Origin of the sequence: Geomesophilobacter sediminis (genome assembly GCF_016458275.1) — a bacterium.
GTDB classification, from domain to species: domain Bacteria; phylum Desulfobacterota; class Desulfuromonadia; order Geobacterales; family Geobacteraceae; genus Geomesophilobacter; species Geomesophilobacter sediminis.
This window is the reverse complement of the sequence record NZ_JAEMHM010000032.1, coordinates 12,059-28,127: the sequence shown is the minus strand read 5'-3', so window position 1 is coordinate 28,127 and position 16,069 is coordinate 12,059. Positions and strand designations below refer to the sequence as shown.

The 16,069-nt window shown below is 63.5% G+C and carries 14 protein-coding genes; 9 read left to right on the top strand and 5 right to left on the bottom strand.

Annotated features, from left to right (window positions below; all coding sequences use genetic code 11):
- The first annotated feature begins 56 nt into the window (after positions 1-56).
- The 9 genes from JFN93_RS24605 to JFN93_RS24565 all read left to right on the top strand — a co-directional run bounded on the left by JFN93_RS24605 (position 57) and on the right by JFN93_RS24565 (position 9,309).
- Positions 57-1,364 carry a pyridoxal phosphate-dependent aminotransferase gene (locus JFN93_RS24605; protein WP_199387042.1) on the top strand — a complete coding sequence of 436 codons (1,308 nt, stop codon included), beginning with the start codon at positions 57-59 and terminating at the stop codon, positions 1,362-1,364.
- An 80-nt stretch (positions 1,365-1,444) separates the two neighbouring features.
- On the top strand, positions 1,445-2,314 hold the full coding sequence (locus tag JFN93_RS24600; protein WP_199387041.1) for a CheR family methyltransferase: 870 nt from the start codon (positions 1,445-1,447) through the stop codon (positions 2,312-2,314).
- A 159-nt stretch (positions 2,315-2,473) separates the two neighbouring features.
- Entirely contained in the window at positions 2,474-3,793 is a 1,320-nt protein-coding gene (locus tag JFN93_RS24595) for a methyl-accepting chemotaxis protein (RefSeq protein WP_199387040.1), read from the top strand.
- A complete protein-coding gene (locus tag JFN93_RS24590) occupies positions 3,793-4,212 on the top strand; it encodes a chemotaxis protein CheW (RefSeq protein WP_199387039.1) in 420 nt (139 codons plus the stop codon). Before JFN93_RS24595 ends, JFN93_RS24590 begins: the two co-directional genes overlap by 1 nt.
- 71 nt (positions 4,213-4,283) lie before the next feature.
- Positions 4,284-5,918 (top strand): chemotaxis protein CheA, encoded by a 1,635-nt coding sequence (locus tag JFN93_RS24585; RefSeq protein ID WP_236021952.1) that lies wholly within the window; start codon positions 4,284-4,286, stop codon positions 5,916-5,918.
- A 205-nt stretch (positions 5,919-6,123) separates the two neighbouring features.
- Positions 6,124-6,831: a LolA family protein gene (locus tag JFN93_RS24580; protein WP_199387038.1), complete on the top strand. Its 708-nt coding sequence runs from the start codon at positions 6,124-6,126 to the stop codon at positions 6,829-6,831.
- Positions 6,832-6,903: 72 nt separating this feature from the next.
- Entirely contained in the window at positions 6,904-7,389 is a 486-nt protein-coding gene (locus JFN93_RS24575) for a YajQ family cyclic di-GMP-binding protein (protein ID WP_199387037.1), read from the top strand.
- Positions 7,390-7,468: 79 nt separating this feature from the next.
- Positions 7,469-8,806 carry a 30S ribosomal protein S12 methylthiotransferase RimO gene (rimO, locus tag JFN93_RS24570; protein ID WP_199387036.1) on the top strand — a complete coding sequence of 446 codons (1,338 nt, stop codon included), beginning with the start codon at positions 7,469-7,471 and terminating at the stop codon, positions 8,804-8,806.
- An 83-nt stretch (positions 8,807-8,889) separates the two neighbouring features.
- Positions 8,890-9,309 (top strand): TraR/DksA family transcriptional regulator, encoded by a 420-nt coding sequence (locus JFN93_RS24565; RefSeq protein WP_199387035.1) that lies wholly within the window; start codon positions 8,890-8,892, stop codon positions 9,307-9,309.
- A 330-nt stretch (positions 9,310-9,639) separates the two neighbouring features.
- Here the strand turns inward: JFN93_RS24565 and JFN93_RS24560 are convergent, their stop codons facing one another.
- The 5 genes from JFN93_RS24560 to JFN93_RS24540 all read right to left on the bottom strand — a co-directional run bounded on the left by JFN93_RS24560 (position 9,640) and on the right by JFN93_RS24540 (position 16,054).
- A complete protein-coding gene (locus tag JFN93_RS24560; RefSeq protein WP_199387034.1) occupies positions 9,640-10,632 on the bottom strand; it encodes a 4Fe-4S binding protein in 993 nt (330 codons plus the stop codon).
- A gap of 264 nt (positions 10,633-10,896) precedes the next feature.
- Positions 10,897-11,664 carry a tRNA 2-thiocytidine(32) synthetase TtcA gene (gene ttcA, locus JFN93_RS24555; RefSeq protein ID WP_199387033.1) on the bottom strand — a complete coding sequence of 256 codons (768 nt, stop codon included), beginning with the start codon at positions 11,662-11,664 and terminating at the stop codon, positions 10,897-10,899.
- A gap of 41 nt (positions 11,665-11,705) precedes the next feature.
- Positions 11,706-12,383: an NAD(P)/FAD-dependent oxidoreductase gene (locus JFN93_RS24550; protein WP_199387032.1), complete on the bottom strand. Its 678-nt coding sequence runs from the start codon at positions 12,381-12,383 to the stop codon at positions 11,706-11,708.
- A gap of 201 nt (positions 12,384-12,584) precedes the next feature.
- Positions 12,585-14,408 carry a bifunctional homocysteine S-methyltransferase/methylenetetrahydrofolate reductase gene (locus tag JFN93_RS24545; RefSeq protein WP_199387031.1) on the bottom strand — a complete coding sequence of 608 codons (1,824 nt, stop codon included), beginning with the start codon at positions 14,406-14,408 and terminating at the stop codon, positions 12,585-12,587.
- Positions 14,408-16,054 carry a putative manganese-dependent inorganic diphosphatase gene (locus JFN93_RS24540; protein ID WP_199387030.1) on the bottom strand — a complete coding sequence of 549 codons (1,647 nt, stop codon included), beginning with the start codon at positions 16,052-16,054 and terminating at the stop codon, positions 14,408-14,410. Before JFN93_RS24540 ends, JFN93_RS24545 begins: the two co-directional genes overlap by 1 nt.
- Positions 16,055-16,069 lie beyond the last annotated feature (15 nt).

Below are 16,069 nucleotides of genomic sequence, written 5' to 3'. Positions count from 1 at the left end.
CAAGAGCCAAAACTGAGAACTTCAGAGAGATCTGAATATATCCAACGGGGGAATACATGCGCAACGAGATAGTCGCTCCCGGCGCGGGAGAGCTGAGCTACGAGATCCGGAACATCGTGACGGTCGCCGAGAAGGTGCAGAGTTTCGGGGTGAAGATCAACTGGGAGAACATCGGTGACCCCATCGTGAAGGGCGAGGACATCCCCGCCTGGATGAAGGAGATCGTGGCCAAAGAGGTGATGGAGAACGACACCTACGGCTACTGCCCGACCCGCGGGGTGCTGGAGACCCGCCAGTTCATCTGCGAGATGACCAACAAGCTGGGGGGGGCGCAGATCACCCCGGACGACATCATCTTCTTCAACGGTTTAGGTGACGCCATCGCCAAGGTGTACGGCAACCTCCGTCCGGAGAGCCGGATCCTGATGCCGTCGCCGACCTACACCACCCATTCCATCGGGGAAGCCGGCCACGCGAACGCGGTCCCGGTCTGCTACCGGCTCAAGCCGGAGGACAACTGGTACCCGGACATGGAAGACCTGGAGTGCCACGTCAAGTACAACCCGCAGATCTCCGGGATCATGATCATCAACCCGGACAACCCGACCGGGATGGTCTACCCGCGTGCCGTCCTGGAGAAGATCGTCGCCATCGCCAAGCAGTACGACCTCTTCATCATCGCCGACGAGGTCTACAGCAACATCGTCTACAACGGCGAGGTGAGCGTCCCCATCTGCGAGGTGATCGGCGACGTCCCGGCCATCGCCCTCAAGGGGATCTCCAAGGAAGTCCCCTGGCCCGGCTCCCGCTGCGGCTGGATCGAGGTCTACAACGGCGAGAAGGACCCGCGCTTCAAGAAGTACATCAACTCCATCCTCTCCTCCAAGATGAACGAGGTCTGCTCGACGACGCTGCCGCAGCGCTGCATTCCGGCGCTCATGCAGCACCCGGAGTATCCCACGTACCTCAAGGAGCGGATCGCGCGCTACGAGAAGGCGAGCAACATCACCTACCAGGCGCTCAAGGAGATCCCGGGGCTCGCGGTGAACCGGACCAACGGCGCCTTCTACATGGCGGTCTCCTTCCGCAAGGGGGTCCTGAACGACCGGCAGAGCCTCCCGATCGAGAAACCGGAGCTCCAGGAGCTGGTCGAGGGGATCGTGAACGCCCCCGGCGTCTCGCTGGACAAGCGGTTCGTCTACTACGTCCTGGCCAACACCGGGATCTGCGTGGTGCCGCTCTCCTCGTTCAACACCGACCTCCTCGGCTTCCGGGTGACCCTGCTGGAGCGGGACGAGGACGAGGTGCGGCGCATCTACCGCACCCTCACCGAAAAAATCGACGCCTACCTCAAATCGGCGTAGCATGGAACCGGAAAAGCCCCGCCCGCGGGGCTTTTCTGCTTTTTGACCTGCGGCATCCGTAACCCAAGCGGAGAAACCGTATGACCTCCCCATCTCGCCCCCTCCGGCGGACCGTTCAGCGCCCGTCGGTCTTCCGGGAGATCAACCCGGAGATCGCGCCGGAGACCTTCCAGGCCATCGCGCGCCTGCTCCAGGCGTGCTACGGCTTCACCCTGACGAGCTACAAGGACAAGTGCGTCAAGCGGCGCATCAACATCCGGATCCAGGCCACCTTTTCCCCGTCACCCGAGAGCTACCTGGCGCTGCTGAACGACTCGCCGGCCGAACTGGAACGCCTCGTGGCGGTCCTCACCATTCACGTCTCCCATTTCTTCCGCAACCCCTCCGTTTTCGCCCTGCTGCGCGAGGCGGTGCTTCCGGAGCTTTTCGCCCGCCGTCCCGGGCCGATCACCATCTGGAGTTCCGGCTGTGCGACCGGCGAAGAGCCGTACAGCCTCGCGCTCATCCTGCGGGAGAACTTCCGCGCGGACCTGGTGCGCCGCCCGGTGAGCATCGTCGGCACCGACATCGATGCGGCCACCCTGGTCCGGGCCGCCCAAGGGAGTTACGGTCCGGAGCGGCTGGGGGAGGTGAGCGAGGAGCAGCTGCGGCGCTGGTTCACCCCGGAGGGGGAGCGCTTTCGGCTCAGGGATGAGATCCGCTCCCTGGTGCAGTTTCAGGAACTGGACCTGCACCATTCCGAGCGTTTCGTCCCAAGCGACCTGATCCTGTGCCGTAACGTGCTGATCTACTTCGAGCGGGAACGGCAGCAGGAGATCATCGCCGGCTTTGCCCGCGCCTTGGGGGCGGGCGGGGTGCTGGTCCTGGGGAAGGCCGAGACGCTGGTGGGACCGACGCGCCGGCTTTTCGAGCCGATCTCGAGCACGGAGCGGATCTACCGGGTGCTGTGAGGGGGGAGGTGCGATAAGATAATGTGCCGCCTTCGGAGCCAGAGTTTTCTCATGTTTTCGCCCGTCCCGCCGATACGGAACGGGTGGTCCTGTCGCAGCTGCGGCTGGGCCGGGCAGAGCCGGAAATAGACCAATGACCGCCCCTGGAAAGGAGCCTCCATGTACATCCAGATCGGGTACAAGTTCATCCTCGGATTCCTCGCCGTCGTTGCCGCCGTGGCCTTCGTTCCGCAGTGGGTCGACAAGCTCGGCTACCCGCCGGAGGTCACCCACGTGCTCTCCTACGTGGTCGCCCTGACCTTGGGGCTCATCCTCGGCTCCTTCTTCTCCAAGAGCTTCACCCGGAACATCTCCCGGTTGAAGGCCTCTGCCGAGGCGATCAGCGACGGTGACCTCACCGGCAGCGCCGAGCTCCCCCCCACCCGATTCCCCGACGAGACCCGGGACCTCGCCGTCTCGATCAACCGGATGATGGAAAGCCTCCAGGTGCTGGTCCAGCAGATCCGCGGCACCTCGGAGAAGGTCTCGCTCTCGTCGCGCGGCCTTTCCACCTCGGCCCAGGAGGTGAACGTCTCCTCGATCGAGGTGGCCCAGGCGGTGGAGCAGATTTCCCGCGGCGCGGAGACCCAGTCGGAGATGGTTACCCGCTGCTCCAAGGTGATCCACGAGATGGCGGTTTCGGTGGACATCATCGCCCGCCGGGCCAAGGAGACCGCCACGGCGGCCCGGGAGACGAGCCAGACCGCCCAGCGCGGCGGCGAGATCGCCAACGATTCGCTGGAGCGGATGAAGAGCTTTTTCGACGGGGTCGGCTTGATCGGGAAGGAGTTCGCCCAGCTCAACGCCAAGCTGCAGCAGGTGGGCAAGATGGCGGACTTCATCGTGGAGATGGCGCGCCAGACCAACCTCCTCGCCTTGAACGCCTCCATCGAGGCGGCCCGCGCCGGCGACTACGGCAAGGGGTTCGCGGTCGTGGCCGAGGAAGTGAGAAAGCTCGCCGACAACAGTTCGAAATCGGCGACCGAGATCGTCGAGACCATCGACATCGTGAAGCAGGGGAGCCAGCGCCTTCAGGAAACCATTGCCGAGAGCTCGCGCAGCATCGCCGGAGGCAAGCGCAACATCGACACCACCATCGAGTCCTTCAACAAGATCGTCGCCACCGTCGTCGAGACCGAGCGCAAGGCCAATTCCATCGCCGATCTGTCGGTGATGCAGAACACCGGCGCCGAAAAGATGGTCTCCATGGTCGACGAGATCGCCCGGGTGGCCGAGGACAACGCCGCCGCCACGGAACAGGTGTCGGCCGCGACCGAAGAGCAGTCGATGGCGATGCAGGAGATGGCGCAGGCCGCGCAGGAGCTGACGCAACTGGCCGGGGAGCTTTTGCGCTCGGTGGAGCGTTTCCGGCTGAGCGACGAGCCGCCGGTCGAGGCGACGGACGTGGTGCCCCCCCCTGAGTCGGAGCCGGGGGTCTGATGGAGCGCCGGTATCTCCTTTTCACCGCCGGGGGCGAAGGGTTCGCCCTGGGGCTGGGCGAGGTGGTCGAGGTCCGGGAGCGGGCCGACCTCTTTCCCCTCCCCCGGGTGCCGGAAGCCATCCTGGGGCTGATGAACTATCACGGCAACCTGACCGCGATTCTCGATTTCGCCGCCTTCATCGGGAGTCTCGGCCGAAACGACGGGAAACTCCTGGTGCTGGATCCCAAGCTTGCGGCCCTGGCGCTGTGGGTGGACGAGGTGAAGGCGATCGTCCCGGAGGAGGCGGTGGAGGTGGTGGCAGAAGGGGAGCGGCACTGGGAGACCGCCACGCTCAACACCGATTTCGGCACCATGACCCTGTTGCGGTTGGAGGGGCTTTTGGAAGAGGTGGAAAGCCAACTGGCCGCGGAGCCCTAGCATAGAGGTACCCGATCCGACGGATCCGACCGATCGCTCTGATCCGAGCGATCGGTCCGAGGAATCAAGTAATGACTATGGACATGTCCCAGTACCGCGCGCTGTTTCTTGCCGAATCGCGGGAGTACCTCGAGGAGATGGGCCGCTGCGTGGTCGCCCTGGACTCCGGTGCCGGCGGGAAGCCCGAGGTCGACGCCCTGTTCCGTGCCGCCCACTCGCTGAAAGGGATGGCGCTCAGCATGGAGTTCGAGCCGATCGTCGCGCTGGCGCACTCCATGGAAGACCTGATGGTCCGGGTTCGCGACGGCGCGCTTTCCTTTGACCGGGGCATCGGCGATCTCCTTTTGGAAGGGGCGGACCTCCTCGAGGGTATGATGCAGGACCTGGAGGCGGAGCGCCCGCTGCGCGGCCCGGAAGACCTTCCCCTGCGCCTTTCCTCCTACTCCCCCGGACAGGCCACCGCACCGAAGGCGCCCGAGCCGGCACCCGAACCGGAGGTAGGCGCGCCTGCCGAGCCGGCACGGGAAGCGCTGCGGGAAACGCCTGCCGAGGCCGGATTCGAACCGGCGACGGTCCGGGTCAGGACGGAACTTCTGGACCACCTGGCGAACCTGACCGGGGAGCTCCTCACCAACAAGCAGCGCCTGCTGAGCCTCGCCCGCGAGGTGAGCTCCTCCAGGCTGGACGAGGCGCTGACCGAGACCAACCGCCTGTTGCGCAGCCTGCAGGATGAGGTGGCCCGGGTCCGGCTCATGCCGTTTGACGCCATCTGCCCGAGGCTGGAGCGCTCGGTGCGCGACGTCTCCCGCAAAAGCGGCAAGCAGGCCGACTTCGTGATCGAGGGGCGGGAAATCGGCCTGGACCGCGGGGTCCTGGAGCAGCTGGGCGAGCCGCTGAACCACATCCTCAAAAACGCGGTCGACCACGGCCTGGAGCCGGCCGAGGAGCGCCAAAGCCTGGGGAAACCGGAGCGCGGCACGGTGACGCTTTCCGTCACCCGCGACCGCGACCAGGTCGTCATCCTGGTGACCGACGACGGGCGCGGCATGGACCCGGCCAAGATGATCGCCTCGGCGGTCAAGAAGGGGCTCATCGATCCCGACGAGGGGGCGATGCTCTCGCCGCGCCAGGCGCTCATGCTTTCGGTCATTCCCGGCTTCTCCACCGCGGGGAAGGTGACCGAGGTGTCGGGGCGCGGGGTCGGCATGGATGCGGTCAACAGCACCATCCGCCGGCTGGGCGGCATCCTCGCCATCGACTCGCAGGTGGGAAGCGGCAGCCGGTTCACCCTGCGCCTGCCGATGACCATCGCCACGGTGCACGCGCTCCTGGTGCGCTGCGGGAAATTCAAGGGGGCGGTCCCGGTGAGCGCGGTGCAGCGCAGCGTGGAGCTGCGCCGCGAGCAGATCCGCAGCGAAAGCGGGCGCCAGGTCTTCTATCTCGGCGACGAACCGGTTCCGGTTTTGAGCCTGAACCGGATCCTCGGGCTCCCGCTGGGGCGTTTCCCGCGCGGCTTTTTGCCGGTGTTCGTCACCGAGGTGAAGGGTCGGCAGCTCGGGCTCGTGGTCGACGAGCTTTTGGGGCAGCACGAGCTCTACATCAAACCGCTCGGGAGGCCGTTGGGCAAGGTCGCCGGCGTGGCCGGGGGCGCCATCCTGGGCGACGGCGAGATCGTCCCGGTGCTCGACCTGGCGACGCTGATGTAGAGGGGCGAAAAAGGTTCATTTCCTGCCGCAACTTACGTATACCGCGTTGCGGCAGAGGCCCGGGAAAATGGGGTTGCACCGAAAATCGACTTATGGCAGAATGACCGGTCAATGCAGCGGTACCCCCTTTTGGGGGGTGATCGGGAGTAATCCGGAGGCGACACCAACACTGTCGCCTTTATGAATTTTTGAGAGAGGTAATCCAATGAAACTGCTGAAAACGCTGAGCCTCGCTGTTTCCCTGTTCGCCTTTGCCGCCACCTCCGCATTCGCCGCCGACCTGAACCAGGTGGTGAAGACCCTCGAGGAAGGGTACGGCACCCTCAACGACGTCCAGGCTGCTTTCAGCCAGAAGACCACCATCAGCTCGGTCAAGCGTGAGCAGAAGGGGGGCGGGGAGCTCTACATCAAAAAGGGAAGCGGTTCCAATGCCCTGTTCCGCTTCAACTACGACCGTCCCAAGCAGCAGATCGTGAGCAACGGGAAACAGGTCTGGTATTACCTGCCGGAGAACAAGCAGGTGATGGTGATGAGCATGGCCCAGCTCTTCGAGGGGGGGAAATCGGTCGCCCTGAACTACCTCACCGGGATGGGGCACGTCTCCCGCGACTTCAACGCCAAGTTCGCCGCGGAGCAGAAGGACAAGAAGGGGAACTACATCATCGAGCTCACCCCGAAGCAGAAGAACCCGGCCATCGCCAAGCTGCAGCTCACCATCAGCGGCGACGCGGTCGAGAAGTTCGTCGCTCACGGGCGTCCGAGCTACCCGTTCCCGATCGTCTCTTCGGTCATGACCGACCAGGTCGGCAACATCACCCGGATCGAGTACAGCAACGTGAAGACCAACAAGGGGATCTCCAGCAGCAAGTTTGAATTCAAGGTCCCCTCCGGCGTGGAAGTGATCAAACGGTAAAAATTTTGCTCCGCCCGCCAGGGTAGGGGGAATGCTATAGGGGATGCACATTACTTTGTAAGGGGGTACCCAATGCCGTCATTCGATATCGTTTCCAAGGTGGACATGCAGGAGGTTGACAATGCGGTCAACCAGACCATCAAGGAAATCAGCCAGCGTTACGACTTCAAGGGCTCCAAAAGCGAGGTGACCCTGGAGAAGGACTCGATCAAGATCCTGGCCGACGACGACATGAGGCTCAAGGCGATTGCCGACATCCTGCAGTCCAAGTTCTTCAAGCGCGGGATTTCCCCGAAGGCACTGACCTTCGGCAAGGCCGAGCCCGCCTCCGGCTCGATGATCCGCCAGATCGTGACCATCCAGCAGGGGATTTCCAAGGAGAAGGCCAAGGATATCGGCCAGGTGATCAAGGAGTCCAAGCTCAAGGTCCAGAGCCAGATCCAGGACGATCAGGTCCGGGTGACCGGCAAGAACATCGACGACCTGCAGGAAGTGATCAAGCTCCTCAAGGCGAAGGATCTCGACGTGGAGATGCAGTTCGTCAACTTCAGAAGCTAACGTACCAGGAGGGGCCGGCACCGCGCGGTGCCTGCCCCCCCCGGTGCCGACTTCTAACTCAAGAGTAACCAAGGGGTTTATGACCAAGGAAAAAGTAAGCCTGGTTAGCCTGGGCTGTCCGAAGAACCTGGTGGACGCGGAGGTCATGCTCGGCTACCTCACCAACGTGGGGTACGAGGTCACAACCGATGAGACCGAAGCGGATATCATCATCGTCAACACCTGCTCCTTCATCAAAGAGGCGAAACAGGAGAGCATCGACACCATCCTGGACCTCGCCGACCGCAAGCACGACGCCCGCTGTCAGCTCCTCATCGTCACCGGCTGCCTTCCGCAGCGCTACCAGCAGGAACTCGCCAAGGAACTCCCGGAGGTCGACATCTTCGTGGGGACCGGGGACTATCCCCGGATCGCCGAGATCGTCGCGGAGAAGAAGGGAACCTCGGAACAGCTCTGCTATACCGGCGACCCCAACTTCGTCTACAACGACGACCTGCCGCGGCTCCCTTCGTCCCCGTACTATACGGCCTACCTGAAAATCGCCGAGGGGTGCTCCAACAACTGCGCCTACTGCGTCATCCCGTCCCTGCGCGGCGCGATGCGGTCGCGCTCCCTGGATAGCCTGCTCGCCGAGGCGCGTGCCCTGGTCAAAAACGGGGTGAAGGAACTCAACCTCATCGCCCAGGACATCACCGCCTACGGGCGCGATCTCTCCGACGGCGTGAGCCTCGAGAACCTGGTGCGGGAGCTGGCGAAGCTGGACGGCCTCAAGTGGATTCGCCTCCTCTACGCCTACCCGGACGGGGTCACCGATTCGCTGATCGAGCTGATCAAGACCGAGCCTAAGGTCTGCAAGTACCTCGACCTGCCGATCCAGCACATCAGCGACCCGATCCTGAAGAGGATGAAGCGGCGCAGCGGCGAGGAACAGATCCGGACCCTGATCGGGAAGCTGCGCAGCGAGATCCCGGACATCGCGATCCGCACCTCGCTCATCGTCGGCTTTCCCGGTGAGACCAACGACGACTTCAAAAAGCTTTTGCAGTTCGTGGAAGAGACCCGCTTCGATCGGCTGGGTGTCTTCTGTTATTCCCGGGAGGAGGGGACCCCGGCGGCGGAGATGCCGGACCAGGTCTCGGAACGGATCAAGCGGGAACGCCACAAGAAGCTGATGCGCACCCAGGCGCGCGTCTCCTTCAAGCACAACCGCAGCCTCGTCGACACCGAGGAAGAGGTGCTGGTCGAGGGATACTCAGAGGAGACCGAACTCCTGCTCAAGGGGCGCTGCTCGCGCCAGGCGCCGGATGTGGACGGTCAGGTTTACATCACGGCGGGTAATGCCAATGTAGGCGAAATCGTTCGATTAAAGATCACCGATTCGTCTGATTACGACCTTATCGGGGAGATCATAGACTAGGGGGCTTTTAGCTTGACAGCCCTTTTTATTGCTGTATCATTACGTCGCTTTTTGGCACAGATATTATACGGAGTGAATTTTACATGACAGAAAAGCCGGAAGAACTAAAATCAATGCTCTTGAAGATGAAGGAAGAAACTCTTCAAGAAATTAACAAAGCAATGAAATCGGGCTCTGACTTGCCCGTGAATGAACCTAGCGGTGACATCTACGATCAAGCGTCCAGTGAACGTGACAGAGAGTTAGGACTTCTTCTTGGAGACAGAGAAAGGGAGAAACTCAGAAACATTGATGAGGCGCTTTTAAGGCTTGAAGAGGGTGAATACGGGATCTGCGAAGAGTGCGAGGAAGAAATTCCCATGGGAAGATTAAAAATCGTTCCTTTCGCACGTCACTGTGTCAAGTGCAAGTCCGACCTGGAGAAACAGCAGGCTCAGACCAAGCGCTTTGAAGAGGATCGGGCCTACCGGGAGATTGCTCTTGGCGAGGAAGAGGAAGCCTGACGGCTTCCGCCCAGCCCAAACTGATGACTGGCAAGGTACGGGGGCGTTAGCGCCCCCGTTTTTTTTCGGCCGGACGGGATCACCCGCCCGGCCGGAGTCGTTTCAGCGGAGAACTGTTGCCAATTGGCGCAGGCGCGGCATTGGGGGAGGGTACCGCGTGGCGTTCCCTCCCCTTCAAGGGGAGGGACAGGGTGAGGATGGGGTTGCTGACAGCCGCTATCTCGCCAGGAAAGGCGCTCCCACCGGGTGGGCAGCTGCCTTGCTTATATGAAGGAGTCAAATCGCGACCGGAATGTCGCTCCTACCAGGTAGGCCCGGGCTTCACCTGGATCAAAGGTGCGGTATCTCCGGCAGGGTGAAGAGCCGCTGGTACTCGGCCCTGTCCATCGACGTGTGCCAGTGCCCGGTCGCCCGTCCCACCAGCGATCCGCCTACGAACAGCACCACCACCAGCGCCGCGAACACCATCCCCCCCACGATCTTTCCCCCTTTGAGCCGCAACTGCAGCGCCTCGGGTTTCGGGCAGTTGTCCACACAGCGCAGGCAGCCGATGCACTCCTCCGAGCCGACCCGGGTGCTCTGCATCACGTCCAGATGGGAGGGGCAGGCGCGGTTACAGCCGCCGCAGGAGATGCAGGCGGAGGCGACCCGTTCCACCTTCACCGGCGACAGGCGGGAAAGAAGCCCGAGCAGCGCGCCGTACGGGCAGATGAAACGGCAAAACGGATTGCGGAAGAAAACGGAGAGAACCAGCAAGGTGCCGATGACGATGAGTCCGGTGCCGGAGAGGTTGAGGAAGAAATCCAGCATCTTCACGTCGGCCATCTTGTTGTAGTCCGAGAGGATGAACGCCTGCAGCGCCAGCCCCGACATGCCGCCGACCACGGTGAAGAGGAAGAAGAAAAGGAGCAGGAACTTCACCCCGCGCAACGCCAGGTCGAGGTAGCGCGGAAACTGGAAGTTCCTTTTCAGCGCCTTCTGCCCGAGCTTCCACATGACTTCGCTGACGGTGGCGACGGGGCAGATCCAGGAACAGAAGGCCCGCTTCAAAACCAGGGAGAGGAGCAATATGGTGAGAAAGATCACCAGTCCGGCGGGATGGATGGAGTTGATCTCGCCCGAGACCAGCCACGCCTTCAGGCTGACCAGGGCCGAGATCGGGAGAAAGGCCTCCACGCCGTCCGGGCGGGAGACGAACGCGGTGGCGCCGCCGCTGCGGAAGTGGAGCACGAAGCGGTAGAAGGCGAAGCCGAGGTAAAGGGAGAAAAGGAGGAACGCCCACTGGACGGCGATCCGGACCGGCTGGGTTTTCTGGTTTGGCATTGGGTTACCTTTGGTCCTCCCTCTCCCTTCGGGAGAGGGGCGGGGTGAGAAGGATTACCAGGAAGAACCTTTCGATCTGGTTCCCAAGAACCACCTGGGGAACCCACACGGATGATGCGACTTATTCTGTCGCTGTCCCATGCTATGCTCCAATCATCGAAAATGACAGGAGGGCATGGATATGGAACCGATGGTGGTATGCGGGCTGGGGATCGTCGTCTACTGTGGCTATATAACCGTCAAAGACATCATCAACGATCTGCGTCAGGAGGGAATCCTGGTCAGCCCTTTGTCCATCAGGTGGCGCGGATGTACGTTGGAAAGGGCCTTCAAAAGGCTCTTCTTCACCACCGGGTTTTCCCGCTCCAAATCCGCCAGCAACTCCTTCATCCGTTTGCGCTGCAAATCGGCCTTGCCGCAGACCGGGCACCGGCAGCAGACGACCGGGAAGCGGTTGTTGCGCGAAAACGGGATGATCTCGCTTTCCGGGACGTAAACCAGGGGGCGGATCACGGTGGTGACGCCGTTGTCCGCCAGCATGCTCGGCGCCATCGCCTTGAGCGACCCGACGAAGAACTGGTTCAACAGCAGGGTCTCGATGAAGTCGTCCATGTGGTGGCCGAGGGCGATCTTGTTGCAGCCGAACTGCTGCGCCAGGCCATAGAGCGCGCCCCGCTTGAGCCGGGCGCAGATCGAGCAGTAGGATGAGTTGGGGCGGCGCTTCTCCGAGATGATCCCGTAGTGGTCGGTCTTCTCGATGTGGTACGCGAAGCCCTGCTCCTTCAGGTGGTCCTCGATGATGTCGGCGCGGAACCCGGGATAGCCGGAGTCGATGTTGATCGCCATCAGCTCGTACTTCACCGGGGCGCGCCGCCGCAGCGTGTCCAGCATGTGGAGCAGCGTGTAGGAATCCTTCCCTCCCGAAACGGCGACCGCGATTCGATCTCCCTCGGAGATCAGGTCGTAGTCGGCGATCGCCTTGCCGACCCGGTTCTTGATCCTGGTGAACTGGGCGTCTTCAATAAGCGCCATCCGCGCCTCCTGCCATTTTCTTCAAAATCAGCATGTCCATCTTATTTGCCATCACCCAGAACCGCGGTGCGGAAGGCCTCGATGCCCATCGCGTCGATGATGCGGCCCAGGCGCAGCTCGTTGTTCGGGTAGTTCTTGTAGAAATCCACCACCTTGGCCACGATTTCCAATACCGTTTCCTCGTCGGGGACGTTGTCGATGAGGATGTCCGCCAGGCGGGGTTTCGGGCCGCCGTTGCCTCCCACCATGATGCGCCACCCCTTGGCGGTGCCGGCCATGCCGATGTCCTTGGTGTGGGTCTCCGAGCAGGAAAGGAGGCAGCCGGAAATGCCGAACTTAGCCTTGTTGGGGAGCGGCATCGAGTGGTAGAGGGCGTCGACCTTCAGGCCGAGCGAGACCGAATCCTGGACCGCGCGCTTGCAGAACTCGGTGCCGGGGCAGATCTTGACGCTGCGCACGCAAAGGCCGATCGGAGCCCCGTGCCGCTGGTCCAGTTCGGCCCAGATCGCGTCGATCTCCTCTTCCCGGATCCCCAAAAGCGCGATCCGCTGGGCCGAGGTGAGCTTTATCGCCGGGATCTGGTATTTGTCGGCGACGTCGCAGATCCTTCTCAGGGTGGCGGTGTCGACGAACCCGCCCGGCGTGTGCGGAGCGATCGCGTAGGTCTCCCGGTCGCGCTGCAGGATGGCGCCTTTCTCCACAATGTCCTTCTTCGGCATGATGACTCCTTACTCAGGTCCTGGAAATGACGAAGGTCAATTTCATAGCAATCCGGCGACGTACTTCTCTCTTTGACAAAGGGGGCCGAAACCAAATCCCCCTAAATCCCGCTTTTTCACAGGGGGAGTTCAAACCCTGCCTTGTTTTAGGAGCGCCCTCTCCCTCCGGGAGAGGGTTGGGGGGAGGGCACTGACGTGCTCCTACCGCGCACCTCTTTCCTTGATAAATCGCACCAGCTCGGCGGCGATCCGGTACTTGCCGAAGGGGGGGATGAGGTAGAAACCCCCCACCCGGTCGAAGGCCGCCTCGATGAACTCTCTCGCGATGGCAAGTCCTTCCTGCACCCCTTCATCCCCGGTCTTCCCGGCCATCCGGGCCCGGATAGCCTCGGGGATGACGATGCCCGGGACCTCGTTGTGGAGAAACTCGGCGTTGCGCCCGCTCACCAGGGGCAAAACGCCGGGGAGGATGGGAATATCCAGGTGGGCGGTCTGCTCCAGCATGAGGTCGAGCCGCTGCAGATCGTAGATCGGCTGGGTCTGTACGAAGGTCGCGCCGTTGGCGACCTTCTTTTCCAGCCGCTGCACCTGCACGTCCATCTTTTGGCCGTTCGGGTTGAAAGCCGCGCCGATGGTAAATCCGGTACCCTCGCCGATCGGGTTCCCCAGTGCGTTCACCCCGCGGTTCAGGTCGCTTAAAAGCTTGATCAGAGTAAAGGAGTTGAGGTCGTAGACCGAGGAAGCGGCGGCATCGTCGCCGAGGCTCGCCGGGTCGCCGGTAACGGCAAGGATGGCGCTGACCCCCAAAAGACTCGCGCCCATCAGGTCGGACTGCAGCCCGAGGAGGTTTCGGTCCCGGCAGGTGATGTGGGCGATCACCTCGATATCCACCTCGCGGCGGATCAGCGAGGCGAGGGCGATGTTCCCCATCCGCACCCGGGCGAGCGGGTTTTCCGCCAGGTTAATGGCATCGGCGCCGGCGTCCTTGAGCGCGCGGCTTCCGGCAATGACACCGGAGCAGTCGAGCCCCTTGGGCGGGTCGAGTTCCACGGTCACCACCTTGCGCTTGCCCCAGTCGGCGAGGAACCCGGCCGCGGCCGCACCCGTTCCGGTGCCGGTTTCCGCCTGGGCGGACGGTTGCACTACGGTCCGGGGGGCCGGCTTGAGCCCCCGCAACGCGGCGGCAATGCTGCGGACGTGATCAGGAGTCGTCCCGCAGCAGCCGCCGATGAGGCAGGCTCCCGCGGCGGCCATCTCGGCGGCCATCCCGGCGAAGTATTCCGGGGTGGCGCGGTAGATGTACCGGCCGTCGACGTATTCGGGGAAACCGCTGTTGGGATAGGCGGCCAGGGGAAGATCGGTGACCGTGGCGATCCGCTTCAGGGTCTTGAGCAGTTCCAGCGGACCGGCGCCGCAGTTGGCGCCGACCAGATCGGCCCCGGCCGCGGCAAGGCGCGCGGCGGCGGCCTCGGCTTCGATTCCCCCGGTGAGTTTGGCCCCCTCGCCGTAGGCAAGGTTCGCCACCACCGGGAGCCCGGTTTCCCGCGCCGCCTGCAGCGCGAAGAGAAGCTCGTCCAAATCGGCGAATGTTTCCAGGATCAGGAGATCGACCCCCCCCTCGGCGAGCGCGCTCGCCTGGGCACGAAAGCAGTCGAGCTCGGAACCTGCGGCGAGTTCCGCCTTGCCGCGCCCCAAGGGGCCCACGGAGCCGGCGACGAAGGCATCCCGGCCGCGGGCGGCCTCCCGGGCCAGGGCCGCGCCCTGGCGGTTGATCTCGGCGACCTTGGAACCGAGCCCGATGGCGGAGAGCTTGACGAAGTTGGCGCCGAAGGTGTTGGTCTCGATGACCTGGGCCCCGGCGTCCAGGTATTCGCGGTGCAGCTCCCGCACCAGCGAGGGGCGCACCAGGTTCAGGTGCTCGAAGTTCGCCTCGAGCGCCACCCCCTTGGCATAGAGCATGGTGCCGATCGCGCCGTCGCCGACCAGCACCTCCTCGCGGACCCTTTTCAGAAACCCATTGGTCATCAGAGCGCTCCGAGCACCTTGATCAGGTGCGGCACCAACTGCTTCTTACGGGACATAACCCCCTGCATCTCGTAGAGCTGCGGCTCGACGCGGGGGTACCCCATGTGCTTGGAATATTCGGCACCGCCGTCCACGAGGAAAAGGGTGCATTCGGTGGCGATGTCGGTGACCATGAGGCCGGCCATTTCCAGCTTGTCCCCCGCCCGGACCGAGGCCAGCGCCTGGCGCAGGTCGGCTTTCATGGCGTGGAACTCGTCGAAACCGAACACCTCGACCTGACCGACGCCGAAGGTGAGGTCACCCTGGCTGAAGTGTTTGAAGTCGGACCGGACGATCTGCAGCGGTCCACCGTAGCCGGAAAGGGCACCTGAGGCGGCGAAGATCTCGGCGCCGAACTTCTGCCAGTCGAGCCCGGCCAGCCCGGCGAGCCACTCCACCGTGGCGCGGTCGCGCTCGGAGGTGGTGGGGGACTTGAGGATGACGGTGTCGGAAAGGACGCCGGCTAAGAGGAGCGAAGCGGTAGTGGCGTCCGGGGTGAGGCCGCGGTCGCGATACAGGGTGGCGACCAGGGTGCAGGTGCTCCCCACCGGCGCGGTCACGAACTTGATCGGGTAGGAGGTCGGGGGATTGCCGAGCTTGTGGTGGTCGATCACTTCCAGGATCTCCAGCTCCTCGGCGCCCGGAACGGCCTGGACCAGTTCGTTGTGGTCGACCAGGATCAGGGAATACGGGATCGGCGCGAAGAGGGTCGACTTGGTAGCGACCCCGGCCAGGGCCCCGTCGTCCTCCAGGGCGAGAACGGCTGCTTCGCCGGAGCTCTTCAGCTTCTGGCGCAGCCGGCCCAGCGGTTCGCCGACGCCGACGCTTTCGAAATGCGGATCGGCCAGCTCGCCGGCCAGGGTGGCCAGGCGCGCCAGCGACAGCGCGGCGGCGGTGTCGAGCGGCGTGGAGAGGACGGCGACTCCCTTCTCCTTGGCGAGCTCGACCACCTCAGGCTCGGCGGAGAGACCGCCGGTCACCACCAAAAGCCGCACCCCGTGCGCGATGGCGGCACGGTGGATCGAGGGGCGGTCCCCCGTGATGACGACGAGGCTTTCGGCGGGGAACCCGGTGAGCCGGGTGGCAAAGGAGGTTTCGTTCATCGCCCCCACCACCAGCCGGAGCTGCTCGACCTGCAGCGACGCCTGTCCGGCGAGGAAGTTCCCTTCGAGGCAGGCAGCGAGCGAATCGAGCGAGGCGCTGACGACCCGGAGCGAGTCGGGGCCGGTGCGCAGGAAGCGGTCGGCGATCTTGATCAGCGGGATGACGCCGACGGGGGCGCCGGCCGTGTCGACGACCGGCAGGATGCGGATTCCGTTGTGGTGGAAGAGCTGGAGCGCCTTCATCAGCGGATCGGTGGCCGCCACGGTGACCGGGGTGCGGACCACGACGTCGCGGACCTTCGGGTGCACGTCGGCCAAGTAGAGCGGCGGAGTTACGCCGAGCCGTTCCAGGACCCACTTGGTCTGCGGGTTGAGGGAACCGGCCATGGCGGCGGTTACGTTATCTTCTCCGGCGAGCCGTTTGAACTCGGCATAGGCGAGCGCCGAGGCGACGGAGTCGGTATCGGGATTTCTATGACCGATGACGTAGGTTTGCTGTTTCATTTTCCTGTCCCCGGA

Coding starts and splice junctions, on each gene's coding strand:
- JFN93_RS24580 (WP_199387038.1), top strand. CDS start 6,124: ATGAAACTGCTGAAAACGCTGAGCCTCGCTGTTTCCCTGTTCGCCTTT.
- JFN93_RS24550 (WP_199387032.1), bottom strand. CDS start 12,383: ATGCCGAAGAAGGACATTGTGGAGAAAGGCGCCATCCTGCAGCGCGAC.
- rimO (WP_199387036.1), top strand. CDS start 7,469: ATGACCAAGGAAAAAGTAAGCCTGGTTAGCCTGGGCTGTCCGAAGAAC.
- JFN93_RS24605 (WP_199387042.1), top strand. CDS start 57: ATGCGCAACGAGATAGTCGCTCCCGGCGCGGGAGAGCTGAGCTACGAG.
- JFN93_RS24590 (WP_199387039.1), top strand. CDS start 3,793: ATGGAGCGCCGGTATCTCCTTTTCACCGCCGGGGGCGAAGGGTTCGCC.
- JFN93_RS24545 (WP_199387031.1), bottom strand. CDS start 14,408: ATGACCAATGGGTTTCTGAAAAGGGTCCGCGAGGAGGTGCTGGTCGGC.
- JFN93_RS24600 (WP_199387041.1), top strand. CDS start 1,445: ATGACCTCCCCATCTCGCCCCCTCCGGCGGACCGTTCAGCGCCCGTCG.
- JFN93_RS24540 (WP_199387030.1), bottom strand. CDS start 16,054: ATGAAACAGCAAACCTACGTCATCGGTCATAGAAATCCCGATACCGAC.
- JFN93_RS24595 (WP_199387040.1), top strand. CDS start 2,474: ATGTACATCCAGATCGGGTACAAGTTCATCCTCGGATTCCTCGCCGTC.
- JFN93_RS24575 (WP_199387037.1), top strand. CDS start 6,904: ATGCCGTCATTCGATATCGTTTCCAAGGTGGACATGCAGGAGGTTGAC.
- JFN93_RS24585 (WP_236021952.1), top strand. CDS start 4,284: ATGACTATGGACATGTCCCAGTACCGCGCGCTGTTTCTTGCCGAATCG.
- JFN93_RS24560 (WP_199387034.1), bottom strand. CDS start 10,632: ATGCCAAACCAGAAAACCCAGCCGGTCCGGATCGCCGTCCAGTGGGCG.
- JFN93_RS24565 (WP_199387035.1), top strand. CDS start 8,890: ATGACAGAAAAGCCGGAAGAACTAAAATCAATGCTCTTGAAGATGAAG.
- ttcA (WP_199387033.1), bottom strand. CDS start 11,664: ATGGCGCTTATTGAAGACGCCCAGTTCACCAGGATCAAGAACCGGGTC.